The sequence below is a fragment of the Okeania sp. genome (assembly GCF_035285525.1).
GTDB lineage: Bacteria > Cyanobacteriota > Cyanobacteriia > Cyanobacteriales > Microcoleaceae > Trichodesmium.
Genome location: NZ_JAYKGW010000217.1, coordinates 1 through 21,326, shown reverse-complemented (window position 1 = coordinate 21,326; position 21,326 = coordinate 1). Strand labels below are relative to the sequence as shown.

General features: G+C 32.5%; 18 protein-coding genes. 7 read left to right on the top strand and 11 right to left on the bottom strand.

The genetic code is table 11. The annotated features are described in order from the left end of the window. Positions 1 to 151 precede the first annotated feature (151 nt). The gene (locus VKJ25_RS20545) at positions 152 to 1,117 is read right to left on the bottom strand and encodes a putative 2-dehydropantoate 2-reductase (RefSeq protein ID WP_324238507.1); all 966 of its coding nucleotides are present in this window, start codon (positions 1,115 to 1,117) and stop codon (positions 152 to 154) included. Positions 1,118 to 1,666: 549 nt separating this feature from the next. Here VKJ25_RS20545 and VKJ25_RS20540 point away from each other — a divergent pair. Continuing rightward, positions 1,667 to 2,050 (top strand): KGK domain-containing protein, encoded by a 384-nt coding sequence (locus VKJ25_RS20540; protein ID WP_324238506.1) that lies wholly within the window; start codon positions 1,667 to 1,669, stop codon positions 2,048 to 2,050. Between the two features lie 359 nt (positions 2,051 to 2,409). Here the strand turns inward: VKJ25_RS20540 and VKJ25_RS20535 are convergent, their stop codons facing one another. From VKJ25_RS20535 to VKJ25_RS20525, 3 genes are all read right to left on the bottom strand, one after another. Further along, positions 2,410 to 2,826: an acyl-CoA thioesterase gene (locus VKJ25_RS20535; protein WP_324238505.1), complete on the bottom strand. Its 417-nt coding sequence runs from the start codon at positions 2,824 to 2,826 to the stop codon at positions 2,410 to 2,412. Positions 2,827 to 3,283: 457 nt separating this feature from the next. Further along, positions 3,284 to 3,730: a tellurite resistance TerB family protein gene (locus tag VKJ25_RS20530; protein ID WP_324238504.1), complete on the bottom strand. Its 447-nt coding sequence runs from the start codon at positions 3,728 to 3,730 to the stop codon at positions 3,284 to 3,286. A 356-nt stretch (positions 3,731 to 4,086) separates the two neighbouring features. Further along, on the bottom strand, positions 4,087 to 5,418 hold the full coding sequence (locus tag VKJ25_RS20525; RefSeq protein ID WP_324238503.1) for an ATP-binding protein: 1,332 nt from the start codon (positions 5,416 to 5,418) through the stop codon (positions 4,087 to 4,089). A 958-nt stretch (positions 5,419 to 6,376) separates the two neighbouring features. Between VKJ25_RS20525 and VKJ25_RS20520 the strand changes: the two genes are divergently transcribed. Continuing rightward, a complete protein-coding gene (locus VKJ25_RS20520) occupies positions 6,377 to 6,715 on the top strand; it encodes a TMEM14 family protein (protein ID WP_324238502.1) in 339 nt (112 codons plus the stop codon). A 273-nt stretch (positions 6,716 to 6,988) separates the two neighbouring features. Here VKJ25_RS20520 and VKJ25_RS20515 read toward each other — a convergent pair whose 3' ends face one another. Next, on the bottom strand, positions 6,989 to 9,367 hold the full coding sequence (locus VKJ25_RS20515) for a protein kinase domain-containing protein (RefSeq protein WP_324238501.1): 2,379 nt from the start codon (positions 9,365 to 9,367) through the stop codon (positions 6,989 to 6,991). Between the two features lie 2,792 nt (positions 9,368 to 12,159). Between VKJ25_RS20515 and VKJ25_RS20510 the strand changes: the two genes are divergently transcribed. Continuing rightward, positions 12,160 to 12,585, top strand: coding sequence for a hypothetical protein (locus VKJ25_RS20510; RefSeq protein ID WP_324238500.1), 426 nt, complete (start codon positions 12,160 to 12,162; stop codon positions 12,583 to 12,585). 882 nt (positions 12,586 to 13,467) lie between these two features. Here the strand turns inward: VKJ25_RS20510 and VKJ25_RS24745 are convergent. The 5 genes from VKJ25_RS24745 to VKJ25_RS20490 form a co-directional block, all read right to left on the bottom strand. Next, positions 13,468 to 13,635, bottom strand: coding sequence for a DUF3226 domain-containing protein (locus VKJ25_RS24745; RefSeq protein WP_375340360.1), 168 nt, complete (start codon positions 13,633 to 13,635; stop codon positions 13,468 to 13,470). Between the two features lie 176 nt (positions 13,636 to 13,811). After that, the gene (locus VKJ25_RS20505; protein ID WP_324238499.1) at positions 13,812 to 14,018 is read right to left on the bottom strand and encodes a hypothetical protein; all 207 of its coding nucleotides are present in this window, start codon (positions 14,016 to 14,018) and stop codon (positions 13,812 to 13,814) included. Between the two features lie 2 nt (positions 14,019 to 14,020). Further along, complete coding sequence (locus VKJ25_RS20500) at positions 14,021 to 14,152, bottom strand: hypothetical protein (RefSeq protein WP_324238498.1); 132 nt, start codon at positions 14,150 to 14,152, stop codon at positions 14,021 to 14,023. A 310-nt stretch (positions 14,153 to 14,462) separates the two neighbouring features. Beyond that, positions 14,463 to 14,711: a hypothetical protein gene (locus VKJ25_RS20495; protein ID WP_324238497.1), complete on the bottom strand. Its 249-nt coding sequence runs from the start codon at positions 14,709 to 14,711 to the stop codon at positions 14,463 to 14,465. A 153-nt stretch (positions 14,712 to 14,864) separates the two neighbouring features. After that, on the bottom strand, positions 14,865 to 15,113 hold the full coding sequence (locus tag VKJ25_RS20490; RefSeq protein ID WP_324238496.1) for an AAA family ATPase: 249 nt from the start codon (positions 15,111 to 15,113) through the stop codon (positions 14,865 to 14,867). 1,077 nt (positions 15,114 to 16,190) lie between these two features. Between VKJ25_RS20490 and VKJ25_RS20485 the strand changes: the two genes are divergently transcribed. The 4 genes from VKJ25_RS20485 (at position 16,191) to VKJ25_RS20470 (ending at position 20,578) form a co-directional block, all read left to right on the top strand. Then, on the top strand, positions 16,191 to 17,150 hold the full coding sequence (locus VKJ25_RS20485; RefSeq protein ID WP_324238495.1) for an RNA polymerase sigma factor, RpoD/SigA family: 960 nt from the start codon (positions 16,191 to 16,193) through the stop codon (positions 17,148 to 17,150). Between the two features lie 718 nt (positions 17,151 to 17,868). After that, complete coding sequence (locus VKJ25_RS20480) at positions 17,869 to 18,189, top strand: DUF760 domain-containing protein (RefSeq protein WP_324238494.1); 321 nt, start codon at positions 17,869 to 17,871, stop codon at positions 18,187 to 18,189. Positions 18,190 to 18,665: 476 nt separating this feature from the next. Continuing rightward, positions 18,666 to 19,061: an 8-oxo-dGTP diphosphatase MutT gene (gene mutT, locus VKJ25_RS20475; RefSeq protein ID WP_324238493.1), complete on the top strand. Its 396-nt coding sequence runs from the start codon at positions 18,666 to 18,668 to the stop codon at positions 19,059 to 19,061. Between the two features lie 836 nt (positions 19,062 to 19,897). Continuing rightward, entirely contained in the window at positions 19,898 to 20,578 is a 681-nt protein-coding gene (locus VKJ25_RS20470; RefSeq protein WP_324238492.1) for a HEAT repeat domain-containing protein, read from the top strand. Between the two features lie 488 nt (positions 20,579 to 21,066). Here the strand turns inward: VKJ25_RS20470 and VKJ25_RS20465 are convergent. After that, positions 21,067 to 21,326: endonuclease domain-containing protein (locus tag VKJ25_RS20465; RefSeq protein WP_324238491.1), on the bottom strand; the 260-nt coding region annotated here is incomplete at its 5' end.

Below are 21,326 nucleotides of genomic sequence, written 5' to 3'. Positions count from 1 at the left end.
AATTAATTTCCTATTTGAGAAAGGGAACAGGGAACAGGGAACAGGTAAGAGGTAAGAGGTAAAGAATAACAGAGAATTAACAGAATGTGTAATTAATTTTTTGTAGTTCCTTATCATCTTTATTAAATCAGAAAAGGTGGAAATATATCCATCATGTAATTTTCCTTTTACTGGAAAATTTATCTATGTTTCTAGCATCCAAAAATTTTAATTGCTGATACAACATCCCAATTTTTGGTAACTTCATACCAACTTTATTTGCCATTCGTAAAGGGTTGCCAATAATACCTTCTATTTCCAAAGGTCTTCCTCGTTCATAGTCAATTTTCATGCTAGTTGAATAAGGTTGTAATTTATCAGTATAGTCTAACTTTTCTTGAATATAACTATCTGGAATTTGACGCTGACAACTTTTTGCCCCCTCTAAAACTTCCTCCATTATTTCTGCTACTAAATTTCTCGTATTAGTATCTCCCATAATTTCGTCAGTTCGAGCATTTAAAATTACTGACAAACTATTATAGGGAATATTCCAAACTAATTTTTTCCATCTTTCTAGTAGTAAATCTTCAATCAAATTAACCGAAACTCCAGCCTTTTCAAAATTCTGATTAATGTCACGCATTTTATTATTAATTTCAGCAATTTGATAATTTATAGCATATCTTCCCATTCTAATTAAACCACCATTTGAATGATGAATATAACCAGAACTTTCTTTATTAGAACAAATGCGACATATTCCTCCAATTATTCTATCTTCTCCTACAATTTTAGCAATTTCTGGTTCTGCACCTAAGCCATTTTGTAAGAGTAAAACAACAGTATTTTCTTTTAATAAAGGTGGGATTAATTCTGCTAATAAATGATTTTGTGTAGTTTTTAATCCGATGATAATCACATCACATTTTGGCATTTTATTAATATTGTTATAGGCGTTAACTTGAGGGAGATTAAAGTCGCCATCTTTTGATTTTATAATAAAGCCATTTTCCAGAACGTACTGATAATCATTGTGTAGTAAAAAATGAACTTCTAATCCTGCTTTTTGTAGTTTTGCACCGTAAAAACCTCCTAGTGCGCCACTACCAATTATGGCATAAGTATTGTTTGACATTTTATTTATTATAGAGAGTAAAGAGTAGGGTTATTAGAAATAAGGTATAGCATTCGTAGACAATAAATACAGCAAATTCTAAGTATAATAAATACAGATTTAATCATTAAATTCTCTCAGTGCGAGCTTTCCGGCTCGCGTCGGTGTACTTCACCAAAATAGCATCTGCTGTATGTGGTTTAAATGTTTAATAGCTTATAGCAATTTGTTAGCTTACAGCTATAATTTTTCTAACTTAATGAAAATGAATCATATAGTATAAATATTTAACAAGCCACCAATTTTAATACTATCTTTAATTTTACAAGTTGATGTGTGAAACTTGGGTTAAAAGTCATTTATAACTAAGGTTGATAATTTATCAATATCCTCACCTATCTGCCTAATGTTTTACATCAATAAATTTTTCATTTGTCAAAGTTTTGTGTTATTATTAGCTAGATAAAAGTTGGATTATATATTATGACTAATACATATCAACCTCTAGAATGTGATACTGATATTTTGATGATTCAGAAGGATACTTTTACTGTTGAATGCTTTAAATAGTTGGTAGTAGAAAAAGTTAGAAGTTCCTTTTATGAACGCCCTTTATTGCGTCAGGTAAATCAGAATTTTAACCAAAACATAAATAGTCTTAGTATATTTGGACTATTAGGTAGGAATATTATTAAAATAGTTGATAAATCTGTAGCACTTAATCTTAGAGATATACTGTTAATTTTTACACCTGAAGGTATAGAATGTAAGATTCTAAAATTAGGTAATTCTGAGTGGGAAACAGGTAAAGCAATAATTAATCTTACGCTCAAAAATGCTTCAGATGTACTTGTTAAATTAGAGTTTTGTTATGATGAACCTCCACAACCAGAATCACCATTAGATGATATTCGGCAAAGAGAAGATTATCAACAACTTTTAAATAATCAATAAATCTATAACTCCTCTATTATCAACCCTGAAAACTCAGGTATTTCTTGTCAAATACTGTAACTAAACCAACCACAGAAACCATTTAGTATCTAACTTAGTAGATAAGTTTTGCATTTTGTGAAGCTCCAAAAAAATAGAGGGGTTTACCCTTGCATTTTCCCAAAAATGATGATATGATTTACTTGTAAGGGTCTACTCGTCTATACACATGACTTTTTATTCAACCAAGAGAAATATAGTCTTCAGAGCGATCGCTAACTTTGTAGCAATAAAAATATTGTAAATAGTACCCCAAAAAGATTTACTCAATCAAAAAAATCAACATCTCTATCATTTCCACCTCCTTAAAATCCCCAAAACTAGGAACTTTCAAAACTCAATAACCATCGCCTCATTTCATCAGATAAATTTTGCCTACTCCTACTTCGAGGATGAATACAAACGTGCTTCGTATTAGCTCTCGCAACCCACTTTTCTTCCACCTCATTTAAAAAGACTTGATAAAAAATTTCAAACTCATCATCTCCCCAACTTTTAGGCATTAACTCAATAATTAACTCATCCCCACAAAACATCGGACAACGAAAATAAACATCAGCATGAATAATAGGAATAGCAACTTCTTGACTGCTAAAAAAAACCTTTAAATTAATACCAAATTTTACCAAAGATGCTTCATAAGCTTCATGGCAAAATGCTAAAACATTAGCAAAATAAACCACACCCGCAGCATCAGTATCTTGAAAATGAACTATTCTTGTATAGTAAAAAGACATTGATAGAAATAAATAGAAAAAAAGCTAATTTTAAGGATAAAAAATATGTAAGCATTCAGCTTTCAGCTATTAGCTATTAATTGCAGAGAAGGTAAAACAACCCTGAAAATTTAGAACTAATCAAAAGTTAATGTCGAGGTTTCCTTCCCAAAGCTTAGAAGTAATAAATAATTACTAATTGCTGATTGCTAATAGCTGAATACTCACAAAAATATAGGGAATTTAATTTTAATTAGGTAGGGAATCTAGTCTTAAGTTAGGTAGCGAGCAAGATGCTCGCTAGAGAAATTTGAACTAATATTTCAACTTACCAGTTTCAGTCATAAATACCGATAATTCAATACAATTCTACTTTTATTCTTCCTTATTTATTTTCAAAAAATTCTTAACTGTTTGTGCAGCATTCCGAAGAAATTGTATTTACTGATAACTGATAACTGATAACTGATAACTGAAATTACCCCTTATTTTTAATCATCATTACATCAATAATCTTAGTAGCTACTGCTTCGGAAATTTCCAAAGCATTATACAACTCATTCAAAAGTTGTTCTTCCTCTTCAGCAAGTTCTCCATCTATTAAAACCAAATCTGTACTAACAGCAAAAACAGTCTCGTTTAACTCTTGAGGAATTTTAGCAACTGCCGCATCAAACAAAGGCTTAATTGCCTTATTCTTAATTATCTCTAAGAGACGATCTAACATTTCTCTCTTACGTTCTTCTGAATAATTACTAAACAGTTTCATGCAAGATAACATATTATTAATACCTTGTTTTTCACTCTCAGTAATAACGTCATCAGCAGCTACAGCAATTAAAGCGATCGCTGCAAAAGCTTCAGCAGGTTCTAATTTAATATCCCTAGCTTTTATTGTTGTTGTTCCTTGCTCAAAAAGACCCATTTAGTCACCTCATTTTATAAGCATTCAGCCGTCAGCCATTGCCTTATTTAGCCATAATTAAATCTTACTACAAAAGCTGTTCCCCCTACCTGAAAATTTATATTAATTTAAACATAGATAATGGATAACTAAAACTATCTTTAATTATCCATTATATGGAATCCGAATAATTACTATACTCAAGTCATTGCGACGGTAACAGTGTGGAAGGAAACAATCTCAGGGGTGCGTAGAGATTGCTTCCTATAGTCGATAGGAACAACTCTTCAATCGGATTATATATTATTCATTGCTAGAAGATTTATGATAATTGAATTTAGTATAATTAATTGCTCCATAACTACTGAATCGAAACACTATTCCTTCTTACTTTTTCCTTCTTCCTTGCTTCTCAAAACTGCTAAATTAGCACTAATAAAATCAATAAATTGTCGTGCTGTTCTCCCAGAACGACCATTATTTCTAGTTGCCCATTGTAAAGCTTGAAAATCTAAATCTTCAGGACTTAAATTAATTTTTTCTTGCTTTGCCAAATGCCTAACAATTTTTAAATAAGTATCTTGGTTAGCAGGTTCAAAAGTTAAAGTTAAACCAAAGCGATCGCTAAAAGAAAGCTTTTCTTGAACCGTATCCCAATTATTAACTTCATCACTATCTTTTGGAGAAGGACGGTCATTAAAAAATTCTCTAATTAAATGTCTTCTATTTGAGGTAGCATAAACCACAACATTTGCTGGTTTAGCAGTTAAATTACCTTCTAAAACAACCTTTAAAGCTTTAAAAATATCATCATCTTCCTCAAAGGAAAGGTCATCAACAAAGATAATAAATTTTTGGGGAACATTCCGTAACTTTTCCACAATTAAAGGTAAATCTTTTAAATCAGATTTAGCTACTTCAACCAAACGGAGATTGCGTTGACTATACTCATTTAATAAAGCTTTTACCAAAGAAGATTTTCCAGTACCACGACTACCATAAAGCAAAACATTAAGTGCTGAATATCCTGCTATAAGAAATTCTGTATTTTTAATCAAAGTGTCTCGTTGAAATTCATATCCTACCAATTCTTCTAATTTCACTGAATCGGGATAAGTAATAGTTAGTAGTTGACCATTGCGCCATTCAAAAGCAATTGATTCCGCAAACAAACCTGTACCAAAATTACGATAATGAACAGCTAAAATATCAATAGCATCTTCCCAATTTTCTAAATTTATTAACTGTTGATAGATAGGCTCTTTTCTTTCTAATTCTAGTTCCCAAACAATGGGAATTTTTTCTAATTTAGCTATTATTTTTACCCACTGACTAATTGTTTTACCATTGCACCGATAAAGATTTTGCAAAATCTGTAAATCATGTTTTACTGCTGCAATTAAATTTGGAGATAGGTTAGTAGTATCTATTTTTTGAACTTGTTGACTAAAAGGATTATCATCCAGAATAATCTGAGAAATTAGATATTCTTGCCAAGAAATATTTTCACTAGCAATAGTTCTAAACCAGTTACCATAAGCTCGAAAACATTCTATTTTAATCCCATCATTTTTAGACAAAGATTCTAATAGCTGAAGAAAAGATTCACCCACTGTTTTTTTCAGAACAGATTGATATAACAAAAGAGATGCTATTTGCTGTTGCAAATTTTCAATTTCGATAATAATTTCAGTATCTAAACAAGACATGATTGATAATGAATAATGGATAATTAATAATTAATTTTACTATCTGTATTGATAAAAAACTATTTTTTTACATTTACTTAAGATACAATTTTAAGAATTAGAAATATTATAAAAAATGTGATTAAAGAGTTGAAAATTTCAGTAAGCATTCAGCTATTAACCGTCAGCTCTTCCTGCGGAATGCCCTCCCATTCAGCAAACCCTATCTAAAGCTTAAAATAACTTCAAATGAATATAAACTTTAAAGTCTGTTTTGATATTAAGATTGAATTTACCTCAACTAATAAAGCTTTGATCTCAAACTAAAATAAATAGCTGACCGCTGTTTGTTGACGATGCAGAATGCTTACAAATTTCCGCTTTAATCATAACTTAATAATTATGGCTCTGCTGATTAAATCTAAAAGTATTTATAGATAAAAATTTCAGTCTTTTTATAGTCTGATTTCTCGGGAACCATAAAAGTGCAAGTTTTTAGGCTGCTCAGGTTTAAGCATCTTAGCATTTTACATTAACTAGGACAGAAAAATTAAGAAACTATTTTTTCAACTACTTCCTCTTTCAGCAATAAAGCCATGAATAATTAATAATTAATAATTACCCCTTCTTCAAAGAAGGGGATTGAATAATTATGAAAATTTTTGATTTATTCCCTTAAAAAGAGAGGCTTCCAGCCGTGAATTTTTGAATGAATAATTATTAACTATCAACGAATAATTACTAATTATTAACTATTAATTATTAATTATTCGCTAACTCCCCGCTTCTCGCTATTCTGCAAGGGAGTTGTATGTAGAGAAGTTACATATTTTCCACCCCCTACCTCACAAAAAGACTTTTTCAGTAAACCCTAATTATTAAAAATTAGGCAATATTAATTTTTAATAAGTTAGCTAGCTATTTGTGCAAGTAAACTGTATAAATTACTTTATCAATTAGTTTTAGGGATTTAATAATAATGACTATAAATATCGTCATAATAGCAGCGATCGCTTATGGAATCCTAGCCATAATTGGAGGAATTATTGGATATAAGAAAGTAGGCAGCAAAATATCTTTAGTATCAGGTAGTATCAGCGGTTTACTACTAATTATTAGTGGAATTATGCAACTAATAGGAATAAATTGGGGTCTAATATTGTCTATTATAATTACAACTATTCTCATAATTACATTTATTATTCGTTTAGCAAAAACCCGTAAAATGATGCCTGCTGGATTAATGATTTTAACTGGTATTATCGCCCTAGCAATTATGGTTTATGAAATTAGTATAAACAATTCAGCTATAATTTAAAAAAAAACGTAATTAGGGTTTGCTGAACAAAGCAGAGTGTGAGACCCATCCCTAACCCCTCCCAGGAGGGGAAGTGTGAGTAGATAAAATCTTGCCTGCTCAAAATGCTAACTTTTTGATTTTTCGGGAACCGTAATTTTTATACCGAAAACCTGGTACTTTTTTCTATCCCAAAAAAGCTAAAATCTTTTTTATCTGTTCAATACTTTTTTTTAATCAGCAAGCCCTAATTATCCATTATTAATTATTAATTATTAATTATTAATTATCCAATTATCTTTGCCAAAGTTTAATAGTACCGTCTTTACTCCCACTAGCAATACTATTACCATCAGGACTAAAACTAACCGTATAAATTTCATTTGTATGTCCGGTTAAAGTCTTTAGTAATTCTCCAGTTTCTAAATCCCATATTTTAATAGTATTATCCTTACCACCGCTAGCAATATAGCGACCATCTCGACTAACATCAACCGAGATAACCTCATCAGTATGACCATCAAGAGTTTTGATTAAATTTCCAGTTTCTAAATCCCATATTTTAATAGTTTTATCATAACTACCACTAACTATTTTTTTGTCATCTGGAGTAATCTTAACAGACCTAACAACTCCTTCATGTCCAGTTAAAGTATTAAGTAATTTTGTTGTATCTAAATCTTCAATTTTTAAAGTTTTATCTGCACTACCACTCACCAATATTTTGCCATTAGAACTAATAGCAACAGAATAAATTATATCTGAGTGATCTGGGAAACTAAAAATTAAGAAACCTGCTTTTAAATCCCAAACTTTAACAGTTTTATCTCCACTCGAACTAGCAATTAATTCATCATCAGGACTAACAGTAACCGACCAAATAGGTGCTTGATGTTCAACAATCTGAAAAGGTTCTCTTTCTGACAAATTCCAAACCATTACTCTCCAATCATAAGTACCTGCAACTAATTGATTACCATCACTATTAAAAGCAACTGACCAAATTGGAGAACCATCACCAGAAAATGTTTTGATAACTTTTCCTGTAGGTATTTCTAAAATTTTTACTGTGTTTTCTCTACTACCAGTAGCTAGCATTTTGCCATCGGGACTAAATACAACAGTATTAACAGCAGCTGAATATTGAGATAAATCTTTGACTTGATAATTCTGCCAATTTTTACCTTCTTTACATTTTTGTAAAATCTCCTGAGCTTCAGCAAAAATACTTTCATCTTCACTAATAAAAGTTATTTGAATGATGCAACTTTCATAGTTTCGCTCTTCATATAAACTTTTAAATGAATTTAGTTTTTCTAATTCTTTCTGTTCTTTTTTTACTTTTTCTTCTCCCTTATCTTGAAGATAACTTTGATATTTAATATATATATCAAGAGTAAATATTACTACTATAACCATAACGATAATCCCTAAAATTGACCGCAAATTAGTCATAGGAATTTTTCTGTAATTATTGATTAATATATTTTTAATTTTTCTAATTGTAGATTTAGGCAATATTCTTTCTTCTACTAATCTTATATCCTCTTGAGTAAGTCCTAAAATTTGCTGTAGACGCTCTAACTCTTCACGAGTTTCATTACTAAATGGGTATTCTTGTTGAAGTGCAGCTCGTAATGTTTGTTCATATATTTCCCCTTTCTCGTGATATTTACGATAAGGATTTAATACCTCATCCTCAATTATTTCCGCTTCTTCTTTTAATAGTTCTAAACTTTCTCGTAATTCATCTAAAATTCTTCTTCCGACAATAGAAATATCTCCTTGATAACTAGCTCGACGAACCACCTCTTCCCGATAAATCTCTCTTTTATCTATAGTTTGATTTAATTTATTGCTAATTTCTTTTAAATCAGCTATAACTTCTGCTGCTGATTGATAACGTTCACGATAATCATAGCGCACCATCTTATCTAAAATATCTGCTATTTCTGTAGAACAAACCGCTAAATGTCTCCAAAATATTTCTCTTTTTTCCCTGTCTTGATAATCTTTTAGTTTAGATAATTCACTACTAGGTAATCCTGTAATTGCCTGAATTCCTATCATTCCTAAAGCATAAATATCACTATTTAATTGTGGATTATATTCAAATTGTTCAATTGGCATATATTCCATTGTACCAATTCTTGCTGTTTTATTTTGTTGAGAAATATTAATTTCTTTAACAGCACCAAAATCAATCAAAACTAATTTATAGTCTGATTTTCTTCTAATTAAATTAGCTGGTTTAATATCTCGATGAATTACATTTTTTCCATGCACAAATACTAAAATTTCTAATACTTCTCTGAGAGTTTTAATTATTTGCATTTCAGATAGAGCTTTACCAGGCAATATTTCATTATCTAGAGATTGACCAGGAATAAAAGATTGAACCAAATAAAACTCTTGATTTTCTTCAAAGTAAGCCAGAAGTTTAGGAATTTGATTATGTTCAGATAACTTTTCTAGTATTTTTGCTTCTTGTTGAAATCTACGACGGATGATTTGCATAAATCTTTCGTCGTAGGTATTTGGCCGTAAATGCTTAATAAAACATTTTGCTTCTCCAGGACGGCGAATATCTTTGGCTAAATAAGTATGGCCAGATTCTCCTGATTCAATAATTTTGATAATTTTATAGCGTCCATCTAAAATATTTTTCATCATGATAGATAAAACCTCATTCTTTAGGGCAGGGTTTCAATTAAGTTAGGGGTAAGCACTTAGCTATTAGCACTCAGCAGTCAGCAAAGCCCTTTTTTAATGTCTGAGTTGTTAAACCATATATATTCCATATATTTATTTATGGCTGAAAATTATAGATTTGCTCCAAAAGCTAATAGCTAATAGCTGACTGCTGAATGCTTAGAGTCAGGGTTGGCTAAATAAGTATTATGGATGGGAGTAGAACTCAGGAATTAGCTAGGAGGCCATCGGGTTCTTGACGGATAGAATTTCCAAAATTTTCAGCTCAAATTAACTGTTATCAAAATTATCACAACCAATTTAGCATTGTTATATGAGGTAGGAAATTTAAGGATGAATTTTTTCGTTGTTCTCATACCTCTTTGAATTTTCTAATTAGGGTTTGCTGAAAAAGTCTTTTTGTCAAAGCAGGGAGTAGGGAGCAGAGAGTAGTTAAGAGTCAAGAGGAATAGGGGGTTTATAGAGGAGGTAAACGGTTCTCGATCAATCGGAAAAATTATCCCTTGATTTTTCTACTCAACTCTTACTCAAATACTAAATTTTTGATTTTTCGGGAACCGCGCCTTCTTAAGGGAAAATATGGTACTTTTTTCGCTCCTTAAATGCTACTATCATAATTAATGCTAATCCTTTCATATTTCATCACCAAGCTCTAATTAATTTTAGCAACCTAATTGTGACATAAAACAATTTAATTACCTTTAGCCTGTAAAGATTAAGTAGTTGTACTTTTAATAATTTCCTAATTGAGAGAGGTAATAGGGAAGAGATAATCTAAGCATTAAGCCATCAGCTATTAATGAGAAGAAAAGGTAAAAGTAATTTAAAAATAGAGAAAGAATTAAAAATTACTACCAAAATAAACTCCTTTAACCTGAGAAATAATTATTCATTAGTGAAAATTTTATAGTCAAAATTATTAAGCATTCATCGGGAATAAATTTCCTAGTTGAGAAAGGAAACAAGGCATTAATAGGATGGCAATTAATTTAGCTTATCAACTTAGGTGTACCGATTCCCACACTCATAAGGTACTCTGGTTTTTCTTCTTTTTTATTACCAAAGAATTAATAATTAAATAATTAAATAATTCGCCCCTTGAAGTCTCCCCTTTAAAAAGGAAAAAAGTGGTCGTCAGCAGAGCTTCCCGAAGGGTGAGATGGATAGCTTCTCTAACCATATCTAATCGACCAAGAGAAGTAAATTTTTTCCTTTTATTCAATCCTCTCCCTAAAAGCTATCCCTGATCAGGAACTCCTGAAACCCTTGTGGGAAGCACCCCTAGCTCCTCCCAGGAGGGGAAGGGGGAGCTCTGAGCAGGGGAGAAGGGAGAAAGAGTCATAGTAACTAGGCAAAACTATTCAAGTTATCAAAAAAAAATATACTTTTTCATACACTTTTTCCCCAACAAAAGGCATTTAAAGGCTTACACATAAATTGTATATAATGCCCAAGTTTTATGTTAAGAAAGATATTTATAAAGCATAGCCCTAAAAGGAAGAGGTAATTATCAATTATCCATTATTGAACCTACTTTATAACTTACCAACAAAAGAGGTATAAAGCCTCCCCTTGTTCGGGGATGAAAAAATTTTAACTCAATATTTCAAGCCTCCGAATTTACTCGGAGGTTCACTCTCTACTGATAACTGATAACTGAAATGACCCTAATCCCTGCTCTCTAATACTAATTGCCATAAACTTTGCTATATTTGGATTTTTTATTTCCCCCATATTATTTGTTCAAACAAATACTTAATAGAGTGGTAATTTCAGTTATGAACAAAAGTTATTTTCCCAGGTTCCAAGTATAGCAAGAATGTGTGATAAATGGTAGAAAATCAAAAAAAAATGTACCTTATAAGTATGATAATTTTTATAGGTAATGCTGTATTATTTGAGTCAATTTGTAAACATTCAGCCGTCAGCTATCAGCTATTACCTTGTCAGACAAATCTGCATTTCCCGCCACATAATTAATTGTATGATTTGACCAGTCAAACTATCGTTTTTGTACATCAGTTTTCTAGTTAAAAATGTGCTATAAGTTAAAAAAGCTGAGGGCTGAATGCTAATAGCTGAATCCTGACGTCAAGCTCAAGTATAAATATTATAAAAACTATCTTTTGCAATTAAATAACTTTCAGTTTTTATCAGACTCTCTGAATAGTCAATAAGTAAAATTATTAAAGCTTATTCAATTAATTACTCTCAGATAAAAAGCAAGAATTGCTTAATTAATTGGAAACCAGAGATCGGGGGCATCTCAATTTTGAATAAAGACAAAAATTTATGCTTTTTAAGGAATGAGCAATAGGAAAAAGAGAAGAGAAAAAATTGTTTTGGGGGCGATGAGATGCACCCGCTGAAAACTGAATACTTACTATTAATCAGGTTAAAATTCAGTAAAAGTTATCTTAATCAAAAAAATTCCTGATTCAAGTCCAGAAAGTGAGAATTATTAAAAACAGTTTATTCAATAAAACTTAAATCCTTATTTAAGGCTTGCTTGGACTGTTGCTAAAATGAACAAGGATAAAGCTGTCTCCTATCATCTACTAGGATTAACTATTTTAACTATTAAAAATTAATTCTGGGGAATTTATTCTTTCAGAACATAAAATTTGTTCTGGCAAAAAGTGTACTATAACAGTTTAAATAATTATTTAGGCTACCAAAAATAAAAGCCAAATTTCAGTAGTGCTATCATAAGATAGAAAGATAGCTAAAATCAGGTATAGGGAGTTAAGTGAATGAGTCACGAAATAATAGCAATTAATAGACCTGTTAGACCCAAAAGGCCAGTTGAATCTAATTTCTCCAAGGAGACCCTGCGCAAAACAACTGAGTCCAAAACAGAAAAACCCACCATAGCCAAAAATATCTCATTAAGAGAAACTACTAATCAGTCAACTAGATTACAAAGGTCTAAAAAACCAGGTAAACCAAAATTAAAAGAATCTATTCAACAAGCAACTAATGCTAATGGAAAAGTTTTTAGTTCGGGAGATAAAATTTTAGTATCAGCACCCTGGTGTAGTCTGGTAGAAGCTGAAATTACAGGTTTTTATAAAAGTCCTGAAGGTTCAATTTGGGCAATTTTTCTTCCCCAAAAATCTTTACCTAACTGGAAATGGGAAAAAGGTTGCATCCGAGCTGAATTATTAAAACAACCTTAACTAACCTGACTAAATTAATATAGCAATCCTATTTTATTCTTGCCAAAAATCTTACTGCTTTTTAGGGAATAGGGAAGAGGGAACAGGTAGGAGTTTCCGTTTCTTTATTTACTTTTTGATTACCCGCAACCTATTTAGGATTGCTATATTAAACTAATTCTCAACATGTACAAATTAGTAAGCATTCAGTCGTCAGCTAACAGCTATCAGCTATTGTCTTTAGTTTGAGAGATAAAGCTTTTATCATACTGAAATTTCCCTTCCCAAAATATATTAAATTAACCAATTTTTTAAAGTGCTGAGACTCCTATAGCAATCCTATTTTATTCGTGTACAAAATTGCATTCCTTTTAGGGAAGAGGGAAGAGAGAATAGGGAACAGGTGAAAATTTCAGTTGTTTTAGTTGCTTTTTGATTGGTCACAAATTTCAGACTGTTATAGTTTTTCTGAACCGAATTCTTGAGAAAAATTAGAGAAAAAAATTTTCTTGTAGTTTTAGTTTTAATTGTATTTGATCAGGTTGATCTGATTGTAGTGCTCGCCTCAACTATACATCAAGAGAGAATGAAGTTAAAATCTAAATTTACAAGTCATATAATTTTTTCAACCAGTTAATAAATATTTGAGCTTGGGAATGTTTTGGATTTTAAATTTTTAGGTAACCATTCAACTATTAGCTGTCAGCACTTCAGCAATAAAAACTTCAACCTTAAGGAGGATATTTAAACGAATAAAGAAAGTTCAAGCTGAATTTTGTAGTCAGATAAAATTGCCGATTTATCGGGAACCGGATCATAAAGCTTTTATCTCAAAATAAAATAGATAACTAACTGCTGAATCCTTACATTTTTAGCTTCCATAACAGTTGTTTTTGCATGGTTCTAAATAGGTTGATTTTCCTCAGGAATCATATAAGTAAAAAAAGTTTCTAACATCCCACACATTTTGTTATCTGGCATCATCCAAACTCCAAACTTAACACCATAATTAGTGTTATGAATTAAACTTGTTTCTGGTAAATTTTTAGGAAAATTAGGGTAAGTATTCAGCGGTCAGCTATTAGCTATCAGCTATTATGTGTGGGATAAAAGCTTTATAAATCTTGCTACCAAAGCTGGTTTTTATTGACTTGAAATCTTGATTCATTTAAACACTATTTAAGAGCTAAAAGTCTTGTTTATGAGAGCTGAAAGCTAATAGCTCAATGCTTACAAATCAGGAATACTTAGTAAACAAACATTTCTAATACTTTGCCATGTATTTTCTGGTTTATTATCTGCATGAACCATTCAACTAATGCAGAAAGTCCAGATTTTTGTAACTTGGTAGAAATTCCATTAGCTTCTATCAAATATGGAATAACTCTTTTCTCCTCAGCACCCTCGACCAAGAGTTTATTTTTAGGAAGTAATTTCTTTTCTTTTGTCCTCATTACTACCGCACCTCTATTTCGCGTTTTGCAGCAATAACAATTTGAGGTTCTGTAAAAACTACAGAACTATTTTTATCTGCTTCTATTCTGTGAATTGTAATTTCTTCACCTTCTAAATATTCACTTTTAATCACATCTGCAAGACTACTCCAACAGTCACCATTATGAGTAGTAACAAATACTTGAACATTTAATTCTTTCGCCGTTTTTCAAAGAAGTTTCCACATATCAGACATTGTCGAAAATGTAAACCAGATCAATTTCATCCACAAGTAATACTCTACCTTCAGCAGAAACAAGAGCCATAACTAATGCTAAAATTCGCCATATTCTTTCTCCCATACTTCCAATAGGTATAGGTTGTTTTTGGTCAGAAATTTTTATTCTAAACCCGTCTCTTGTTGCTACAATTTCAGTCTAATAAACGTATTTTTCAGGACTTATTTAAGCAATACGTTCAATGTTAGGTTCAATAATTTGTAATGCTTCTAGGATAAATGTTTCCTCTGGAGTCAAAACAATCTTATCAAATAATTTAGTAATTTCATTAATATTCAAAGATAAAGGTGTAATAAATTGATATTTTGTAACTTCTTTTGTCATTATTCTAGATAACCTTAACATCCGAATATCTATACCTCCATCATTTGATAATCTACCTCTTATACTAACTTCTTGTTTTGTTCCAATCAAGGCTAAAAAAATATCTTTTAATTCATCTATTTCATCACTAATTTATTCTGAATAATCTAATAAATCTTTTGGTTTAGACAATTCATTAATTGAATTTACTTGTATTAAACCAACTAAATTCTCCCGATTTTTATCATTACTTCCTACTGAAATTTAACGCCCATAAAAAAGGTGACTAATATCTAGTTTTTCAGAGCTTTTTTCAAATAAAGTCTCTCCTCGATAAGACATTATTTTCTCCAATTTATCTGGTTGTTTCACAGAATATAAAAGTTTGGTTGCTTCTAAAATAGAAGTCTTCCCACTATTATTCATCCCCACCAATAAATTAACTCTGCTAAGTTGTTGAAGTTCAAAAAATTGGCAGCGCCGAAAATTATTTATAGTCAAAGATTTCAACATAATTTATTTCCTGTTCATAACTGGGGAATAATAATACTACTTAAATAAATAACTAACTATTGGGCAATAGTTGCTATAACAATTTCTGCTTTTCTACTCAGTGTTACCATCACTTTTATAAGACTTACGCAACAACTCTGTATATAGCGGGTTGGTGCGTTACGCTTTCCTGCGGAATGCTGCCCATTCATGTCGCGCAGCGAAACGCTTTTCATGTCCCGTAGCGTTTCATCTCCGCTCAAGCGCGGAAAATACACCCTACTGGACCGACATACCTAAAATGGTGCATTAGGGAGTAGGAGAGTGGGGGGGTGGGGGAGTGGGGGAGTGGGGGAGAAATATTTTTGTAACCTACAGCTATTGCACCATTTAAGGTGAAACAATCCACTATTAATAGCGTTCATTCATAAGTCCTGTTTTATTATCCTATTGTTATGTCTCAATCAAGTCGAAAGTCAAAAAAAAAAGTCAAACGCCAGAAAATAAGTCCATAATTTCTGACTAACTCAAGTATTTTTGTGATTTTGTTGTACAGGATGCAACTTTTTTCAGGATTTCTCAGTAGTCTCATACAAGCTATTAAACCTTGTTAACCTCTCTAATTTCAGTAAAACGGTATTTAGGTATAGCCATTTGCCCTCATAAATGTTAAAATTCTTAACATAATATAGAGTTATGTAAAGGCCATAATAACTATCTGAGGTGATTAAAAACACTAAAAAGTCTATTTTTGCGAAATCCTACTTGGATTCTGTACAAAATCTAAATTACAAAAAGATATAGTAAAACTTCTTTTATTGTTAACAAATGTTCATCATAGAAGTCCAATATAAAGAGGAACTCTTTGGTCATTTATACAAAATCTAAAATCTATAACCAAGACCTTTTCTAGACCAAATTAATCAAAAATGGTCATTTCATTGATCAACTATCACTAACTCCTGGAATGTGCAGGAGTCTTATCATTTTGTTTTCTGGAGACAGAAAAGCTTTTTTTCAGAAAAACTCAAGAAAAGCGTAACCCCCGCCCGCTTTTCTTGCTGGCTCAAAGTAGAGTTATCTAGCGGTAAAAAGATTATGAAGATTGGTAAAACCTCAGACATTGATTCTGTACGCACTTATCTAAAAGAAATTGGTCGTGTTCCCCTATTAACCCACGAAGAAGAAATTCTTTATGGGAAACAAGTACAACGCTTAATAGCCTTGCAAGAATTTCATCAGACCTTAGCTGAAGCATTAGGCCGTGAGCCAACATTAGAAGAATGGGCAGATGCCCAAGACCTCTCAAAAAGTGAATTGCAGCGAATTATGAGAGAGGGGGATAGAGCCAAGCGCAAGATGGTAGAGGCCAATTTACGCTTAGTTGTATCTGTTGCTAAAAAGTATATCAAACGAAATGTAGATTTGCTGGATTTAATTCAAGAAGGTACTATTGGTATGCAGCGAGGGGTAGAAAAATTTGACCCTACTAAAGGTTATAGATTTTCTACTTATGCTTATTGGTGGATTCGTCAGGCTATAACTAGGGCGATCGCCGAAAAAGGTCGCACAATTCGTTTACCTATTCATATCACAGAAAAGCTCAACAAAATCAAAAAAACCCAACGTCAATTAACCCAAGAACTAGGACGTTCGGCAACCACTGCGGAAATAGCAGAAGAACTAGGTTTAACTCCCAAACAAATTCGAGAATGTCTAGAACGGGCTCGCTTACCTTTATCACTGGACTTGCGAGTAGGAGATAACCAAGATACAGAGTTAGGAGATTTGTTGGAGGACACAGGATATTCTCCAGAAGATTATGCTCTTCAGTCTTCGATGCAGACTGATTTAGAACTAATTATGGCTGACCTTAATCCTCAACAAAAGCAAGTTTTGGCCTTAAGATTTGGCTTAGAAGATGGACAAAGTATGACTCTATCAAAAATAGGCGATCGCCTCAATATTAGTCGTGAAAGAGTACGACAGATAGAGCGGGAAGCTTTGAGTAAACTGCGTAAAAGAAAACAAGATATAGGTGATTATTTAGCTAGTTAGAGTTTGGGGTGATGGGGAGTAATTTTTTTGTCTAACTCTTGCCCAAAATGTACTTCTTTTTTTTTTGAATCTGAGCGACCTAATAAGGTGGTACTTTTTTCTACAAAAAAACGTTAAAACCTTTATCTGTAAATGCTTTTAGATTTAATCAGCCAGCCCTATTTAGAATTAAATGTTTTTAGTGGGGGCTGCAAAGCCCGTATGGGGGTCTACTTGACTAAACAGGATTTTTCCTCCCCATCTTCCTACTTATGCTTTATAAGCATCTTTCTGAACATAAAACTTGGGCATTATGTACAAGTTATGTTTAAGCCTTTAAATAGCTTTTGTTGGGGAAAAAGTGTATGAAAAAGTACATTTTTTTGATAACTTGAGTAGTTTGGCCTAGCTACTATGATTTTTTCTCCTTTCTCTCCTGCTAATAGCTCTCCTAGCCCCTCCTGGGAGGGGCTAGGGGTGGGTACCACAAGCTTTTCAGGAGTTCCTAATCAGAGATAGCTTGGAAATGGGAAGCAAATGCCCCAAATTTTCGATCAGATATTTTCTCATTTCTGATTTCTGACTTCCGGGAAGTGCTATAATAGAGACTTATGGCAATATTCTGTTAAGTTATAATATAGGAAGTCAAACAAATATTAACAATTGCAATAGATTATGGTTAGTTAAGTCCATAAACTATTAAGTTGTCAAAAAAAAGTTTCTGAAATGGAGGTAGGAAGTGACCAGTAGAAACAATCACGAGCCAGAGTTGTTTGCAGAAGGTTCAGAAGAAGTCAATTTACTTTGGCAATATGTCCAATCTATGAGTCCAGACACAGTATCCCACTTATCAAAACCAAATTCCCAAGAAGTTTTTCAGGTGATGGAGCGAAATATTGTGGGACTTTTAGGCAATCTACCTTCAGAACAGTTTAATGTAAGTATAACAACTAGCAGAGAAAATTTAGGTAAGTTATTAGCTTCAGCAATGCTTAGTGGCTATTTTATTAGAAATGCTGAACAGAGAATGACATTTGAAAATTCTTTGAAAAGGGATTAAATGTTTAGCAAGGAGAGTTAGTTTAGTCGAATAGTTATTATTTCCCTGGCTATAGGTAAGCATTCAGCTATTAATATCAAATCCACCTTTGGAGGAGAAAATCAATATTGGCAAAAACTTCAATCTTGGTAAGGTTTGGAGAACAATATTGAATTTTACCAATACTATTAGATTTGATACTTTTTATTAAATTTATCATCTAAAGCTAATAGCTGAATTAATTCCGCAGTTCCGCTCCAGGAGGTTAGCTGAGGGCTGAATGCTTACGTTTATAGTGGAAGTCAGAAGTTTAATTTTTGGTGTAATTAAATTTGAGAATGTCTAAACTTTGTTGATAACTGCTGTAATAAACCGGGGAATTTTTATTGATAGTTAGGCAAAATTAAACTCTGAAACTCTTGTCTATTGCCTCCATACCTATTCCCGAAAAGCAGTAAGATTTTTATAGACAAATAAAATAAAAATAGAATGGCAATATGATATTACCTCATAAGTTAATTGGTGTTGCTGTCATCTGGAATGAAGCAGGAAAAATTTTAATTGACAAGCGAAAACCTGGAGGTACTTTTGGTGGTTTATGGGAATTTCCAGGAGGTAAAAAAGAAATTGGTGAAACAATAGAAGATTGCATTAAAAGGGAAATTTTAGAAGAGTTAGGAGTTGAAATTTCAGTAGAAGAACATTTAATTACTATAGAACATAATTATTCGGAAGTTACGGTTACACTTCATGTTTATCATTGTCGTTATTTGCGGGGAATACCAAAAACTATAGAATGTGATGAGTTTAGATGGGTTACATTGGATGAGATAGATAAATTTACTTTTCCTGAAGCAAATCAACAAATTATTACTGCTTTGAACCAGGATTAAATTACCAAAGAATTAATAACTAAATAACTAAATAATTAAATAATTAAATAATTCAGGTTTAAAGCCTCCCCTTTCAAGGGGGAAAAAATATATTTTTTCCTTTTATTCATTTTTTTAGGGAGAGGTAATTATCAATTATCCATTATTGGATAAACACCCCTATTTTTTCCCATAACTATAGTTAACATCAGCCATAAAATTAGGTGAATGAAATATTATAATTATCAATAGATATTCCTGATTAAATCTCGCTCCCATTGACAGATGAAGAAACTTTTTTAGGTAACAAAAAGTGGCAATAAATTACTAAATTAATCTTGAAAAACTCTAGATTTTTTCTCACCAAACTTGAAAAAATTTAGAAAAATTAACACCTGTAACTAGGGCTGGCGTATGGAAAACTAAAAGTATTTACATACTAATAGTTTTAGCCTTTTTAGGTCAGGAAAAAGTACCTGGTTTACGGTTCCCGAAAAATCAGCTTTTAATGCTCCTCAAGTTAACATTCTAGACACATCGTTGGGCAAAAAAAATTACTTTCGAGCTCCTCTACTCCCGTAGGACCTTGCATAACAAAAATGCGTTTTCCGTTCCGGAATGCTCCGCAAACATGTTGCGCAGCAAAATGTCCCTACCCTTAAAAAAGACTGAAGAAGCGCAAACCCTAACTATTACCTATTGCCCCATACCAATTGCCTAGTTTCACAAACAAACTTTTTCAGCAAACCCTAAATACTTACTCAAGTTTCTTCCTCTTTAGTATGCTACATTTTGTCGTCCGGAATGTGGGTTATAATATTAGTTAAATATAAAGTTTTATAAACCAAAGGCAAAATATGCAAAATCTGAGTTTAGAACAAATATCAGCCCAACTAGATAGCGAAAATTCCCGCGATCGCCTCCTCGCTCTTGCTCATCTCCGGGAAGTATCTGCAACTGAAGCGGTTCCTCTAATCAAAAAAGTATTGTATGACTCCAACTTACCAGTACGTTCGATGGCAGTATTTGCTCTGGGTGTTAAACGGACAGAGGAATGCTACTCAATTTTAGTAGAATTACTGGAAAAAGATGAAGATTATGGTGTTCGCGCTGATGCAGCAGGAGCTTTAGGTTATTTGGAGGATGTGAGAGCGTTTGAACCTTTAGCACGAGCATTTTATGAAGATACCAGTTGGTTAGTACGTTTCAGTGCAGCAGTTGCTCTGGGAAATCTGAAAGATAAACGTGCCCATGATTTATTGATAGAAGCATTAGACAGTCAGGAATTGGTAATACAACAAGCAGCGATCGCCGCTTTAGGAGAAATTGGAGATTTGGAAGCAGTAGATCATGTTCTTAGATTTGCTTCTTCGGAAGATTGGTTGATTCGTCAGAGGTTAGCAGAAGCGTTAGGAAATATGTCTACTCCCAAGAGTGTATCTGCTTTGAAATATTTAGAAAAAGATGTTCATCCTCAAGTTTCTCAAGCAGCAAGTATTTCTCTGCAACATTTGTTAGAGCTAGAAAAGAAGGAATAGGGAGTCAAGGAAAATAATTGATGATTTCTGGATAATAATGGATTTACAGCAGATTCCAAGCATAACTAAAGTACAGATTTAATAATTAAATCTTCATAAGTAGGGATTTTTCGGGAACCGTGCATCTTGCTCCCGTGGATTTACCTTACCAAAATCGAATCTGCTGTAATTTTCGACTGGAGTCGTGACAAGTAAGGTAAAAAGCTTTTGGAATAAAGTTTTCAGCTAACCTCTATCCAGCAAAAATTAGGGGTTGTGAAGAAAATGATAACCCTGTAGAGATGTTACATTTTAATTCCATATCTATATTATTAGTCTAGATAAAGTGGTCATCAAGTTGCGATCGCTTACTAAGACCTCTCCCCCAACCCCTCCCCTGCAAGGGGAGGGGGGCAAGAAACAGGAGGGGGCAAGAAACAGGAGGGGGCAAGAAAGAGGGGAGTCAAAAATCAACACCCCCTTCCCTTGTAGGGAAGGGGGTTGGGGGGTTAGGTCTCCTCACTGCATACTGTGGCAATACTTATCAAAACCCTATCTAGTTGTTGTCTAACTTCCTCATTTTTAAATCGTAACAATCGAATGCCTCGCATTAAGAGAATGCGATCGCGTTCTACATCATATTCAAATTGCTGCAGATGAATCTCCCCATCAACTTCTACCACAACTCCAGCACAGTGACAATAAAAGTCTACAATAAACCCATCAATAATTTGTTGACGACGAAAATGCCAACCATTTAAACGATTAG

Bases quoted from the DNA above. Each gene is read 5' to 3' on its own strand.
- VKJ25_RS20545 (WP_324238507.1), bottom strand. From the start codon at position 1,117: ATGTCAAACAATACTTATGCCATAATTGGTAGTGGCGCACTAGGAGGT.
- VKJ25_RS20535 (WP_324238505.1), bottom strand. From the start codon at position 2,826: ATGTCTTTTTACTATACAAGAATAGTTCATTTTCAAGATACTGATGCT.
- VKJ25_RS20530 (WP_324238504.1), bottom strand. From the start codon at position 3,730: ATGGGTCTTTTTGAGCAAGGAACAACAACAATAAAAGCTAGGGATATT.
- VKJ25_RS20525 (WP_324238503.1), bottom strand. From the start codon at position 5,418: ATGTCTTGTTTAGATACTGAAATTATTATCGAAATTGAAAATTTGCAA.
- VKJ25_RS20520 (WP_324238502.1), top strand. From the start codon at position 6,377: ATGACTATAAATATCGTCATAATAGCAGCGATCGCTTATGGAATCCTA.
- VKJ25_RS20515 (WP_324238501.1), bottom strand. From the start codon at position 9,367: ATGATGAAAAATATTTTAGATGGACGCTATAAAATTATCAAAATTATT.
- VKJ25_RS20510 (WP_324238500.1), top strand. From the start codon at position 12,160: ATGAGTCACGAAATAATAGCAATTAATAGACCTGTTAGACCCAAAAGG.
- VKJ25_RS20505 (WP_324238499.1), bottom strand. From the start codon at position 14,018: ATGAGGACAAAAGAAAAGAAATTACTTCCTAAAAATAAACTCTTGGTC.
- VKJ25_RS20490 (WP_324238496.1), bottom strand. From the start codon at position 15,113: ATGTTGAAATCTTTGACTATAAATAATTTTCGGCGCTGCCAATTTTTT.
- VKJ25_RS20485 (WP_324238495.1), top strand. From the start codon at position 16,191: ATGAAGATTGGTAAAACCTCAGACATTGATTCTGTACGCACTTATCTA.
- mutT (WP_324238493.1), top strand. From the start codon at position 18,666: ATGATATTACCTCATAAGTTAATTGGTGTTGCTGTCATCTGGAATGAA.
- VKJ25_RS20470 (WP_324238492.1), top strand. From the start codon at position 19,898: ATGCAAAATCTGAGTTTAGAACAAATATCAGCCCAACTAGATAGCGAA.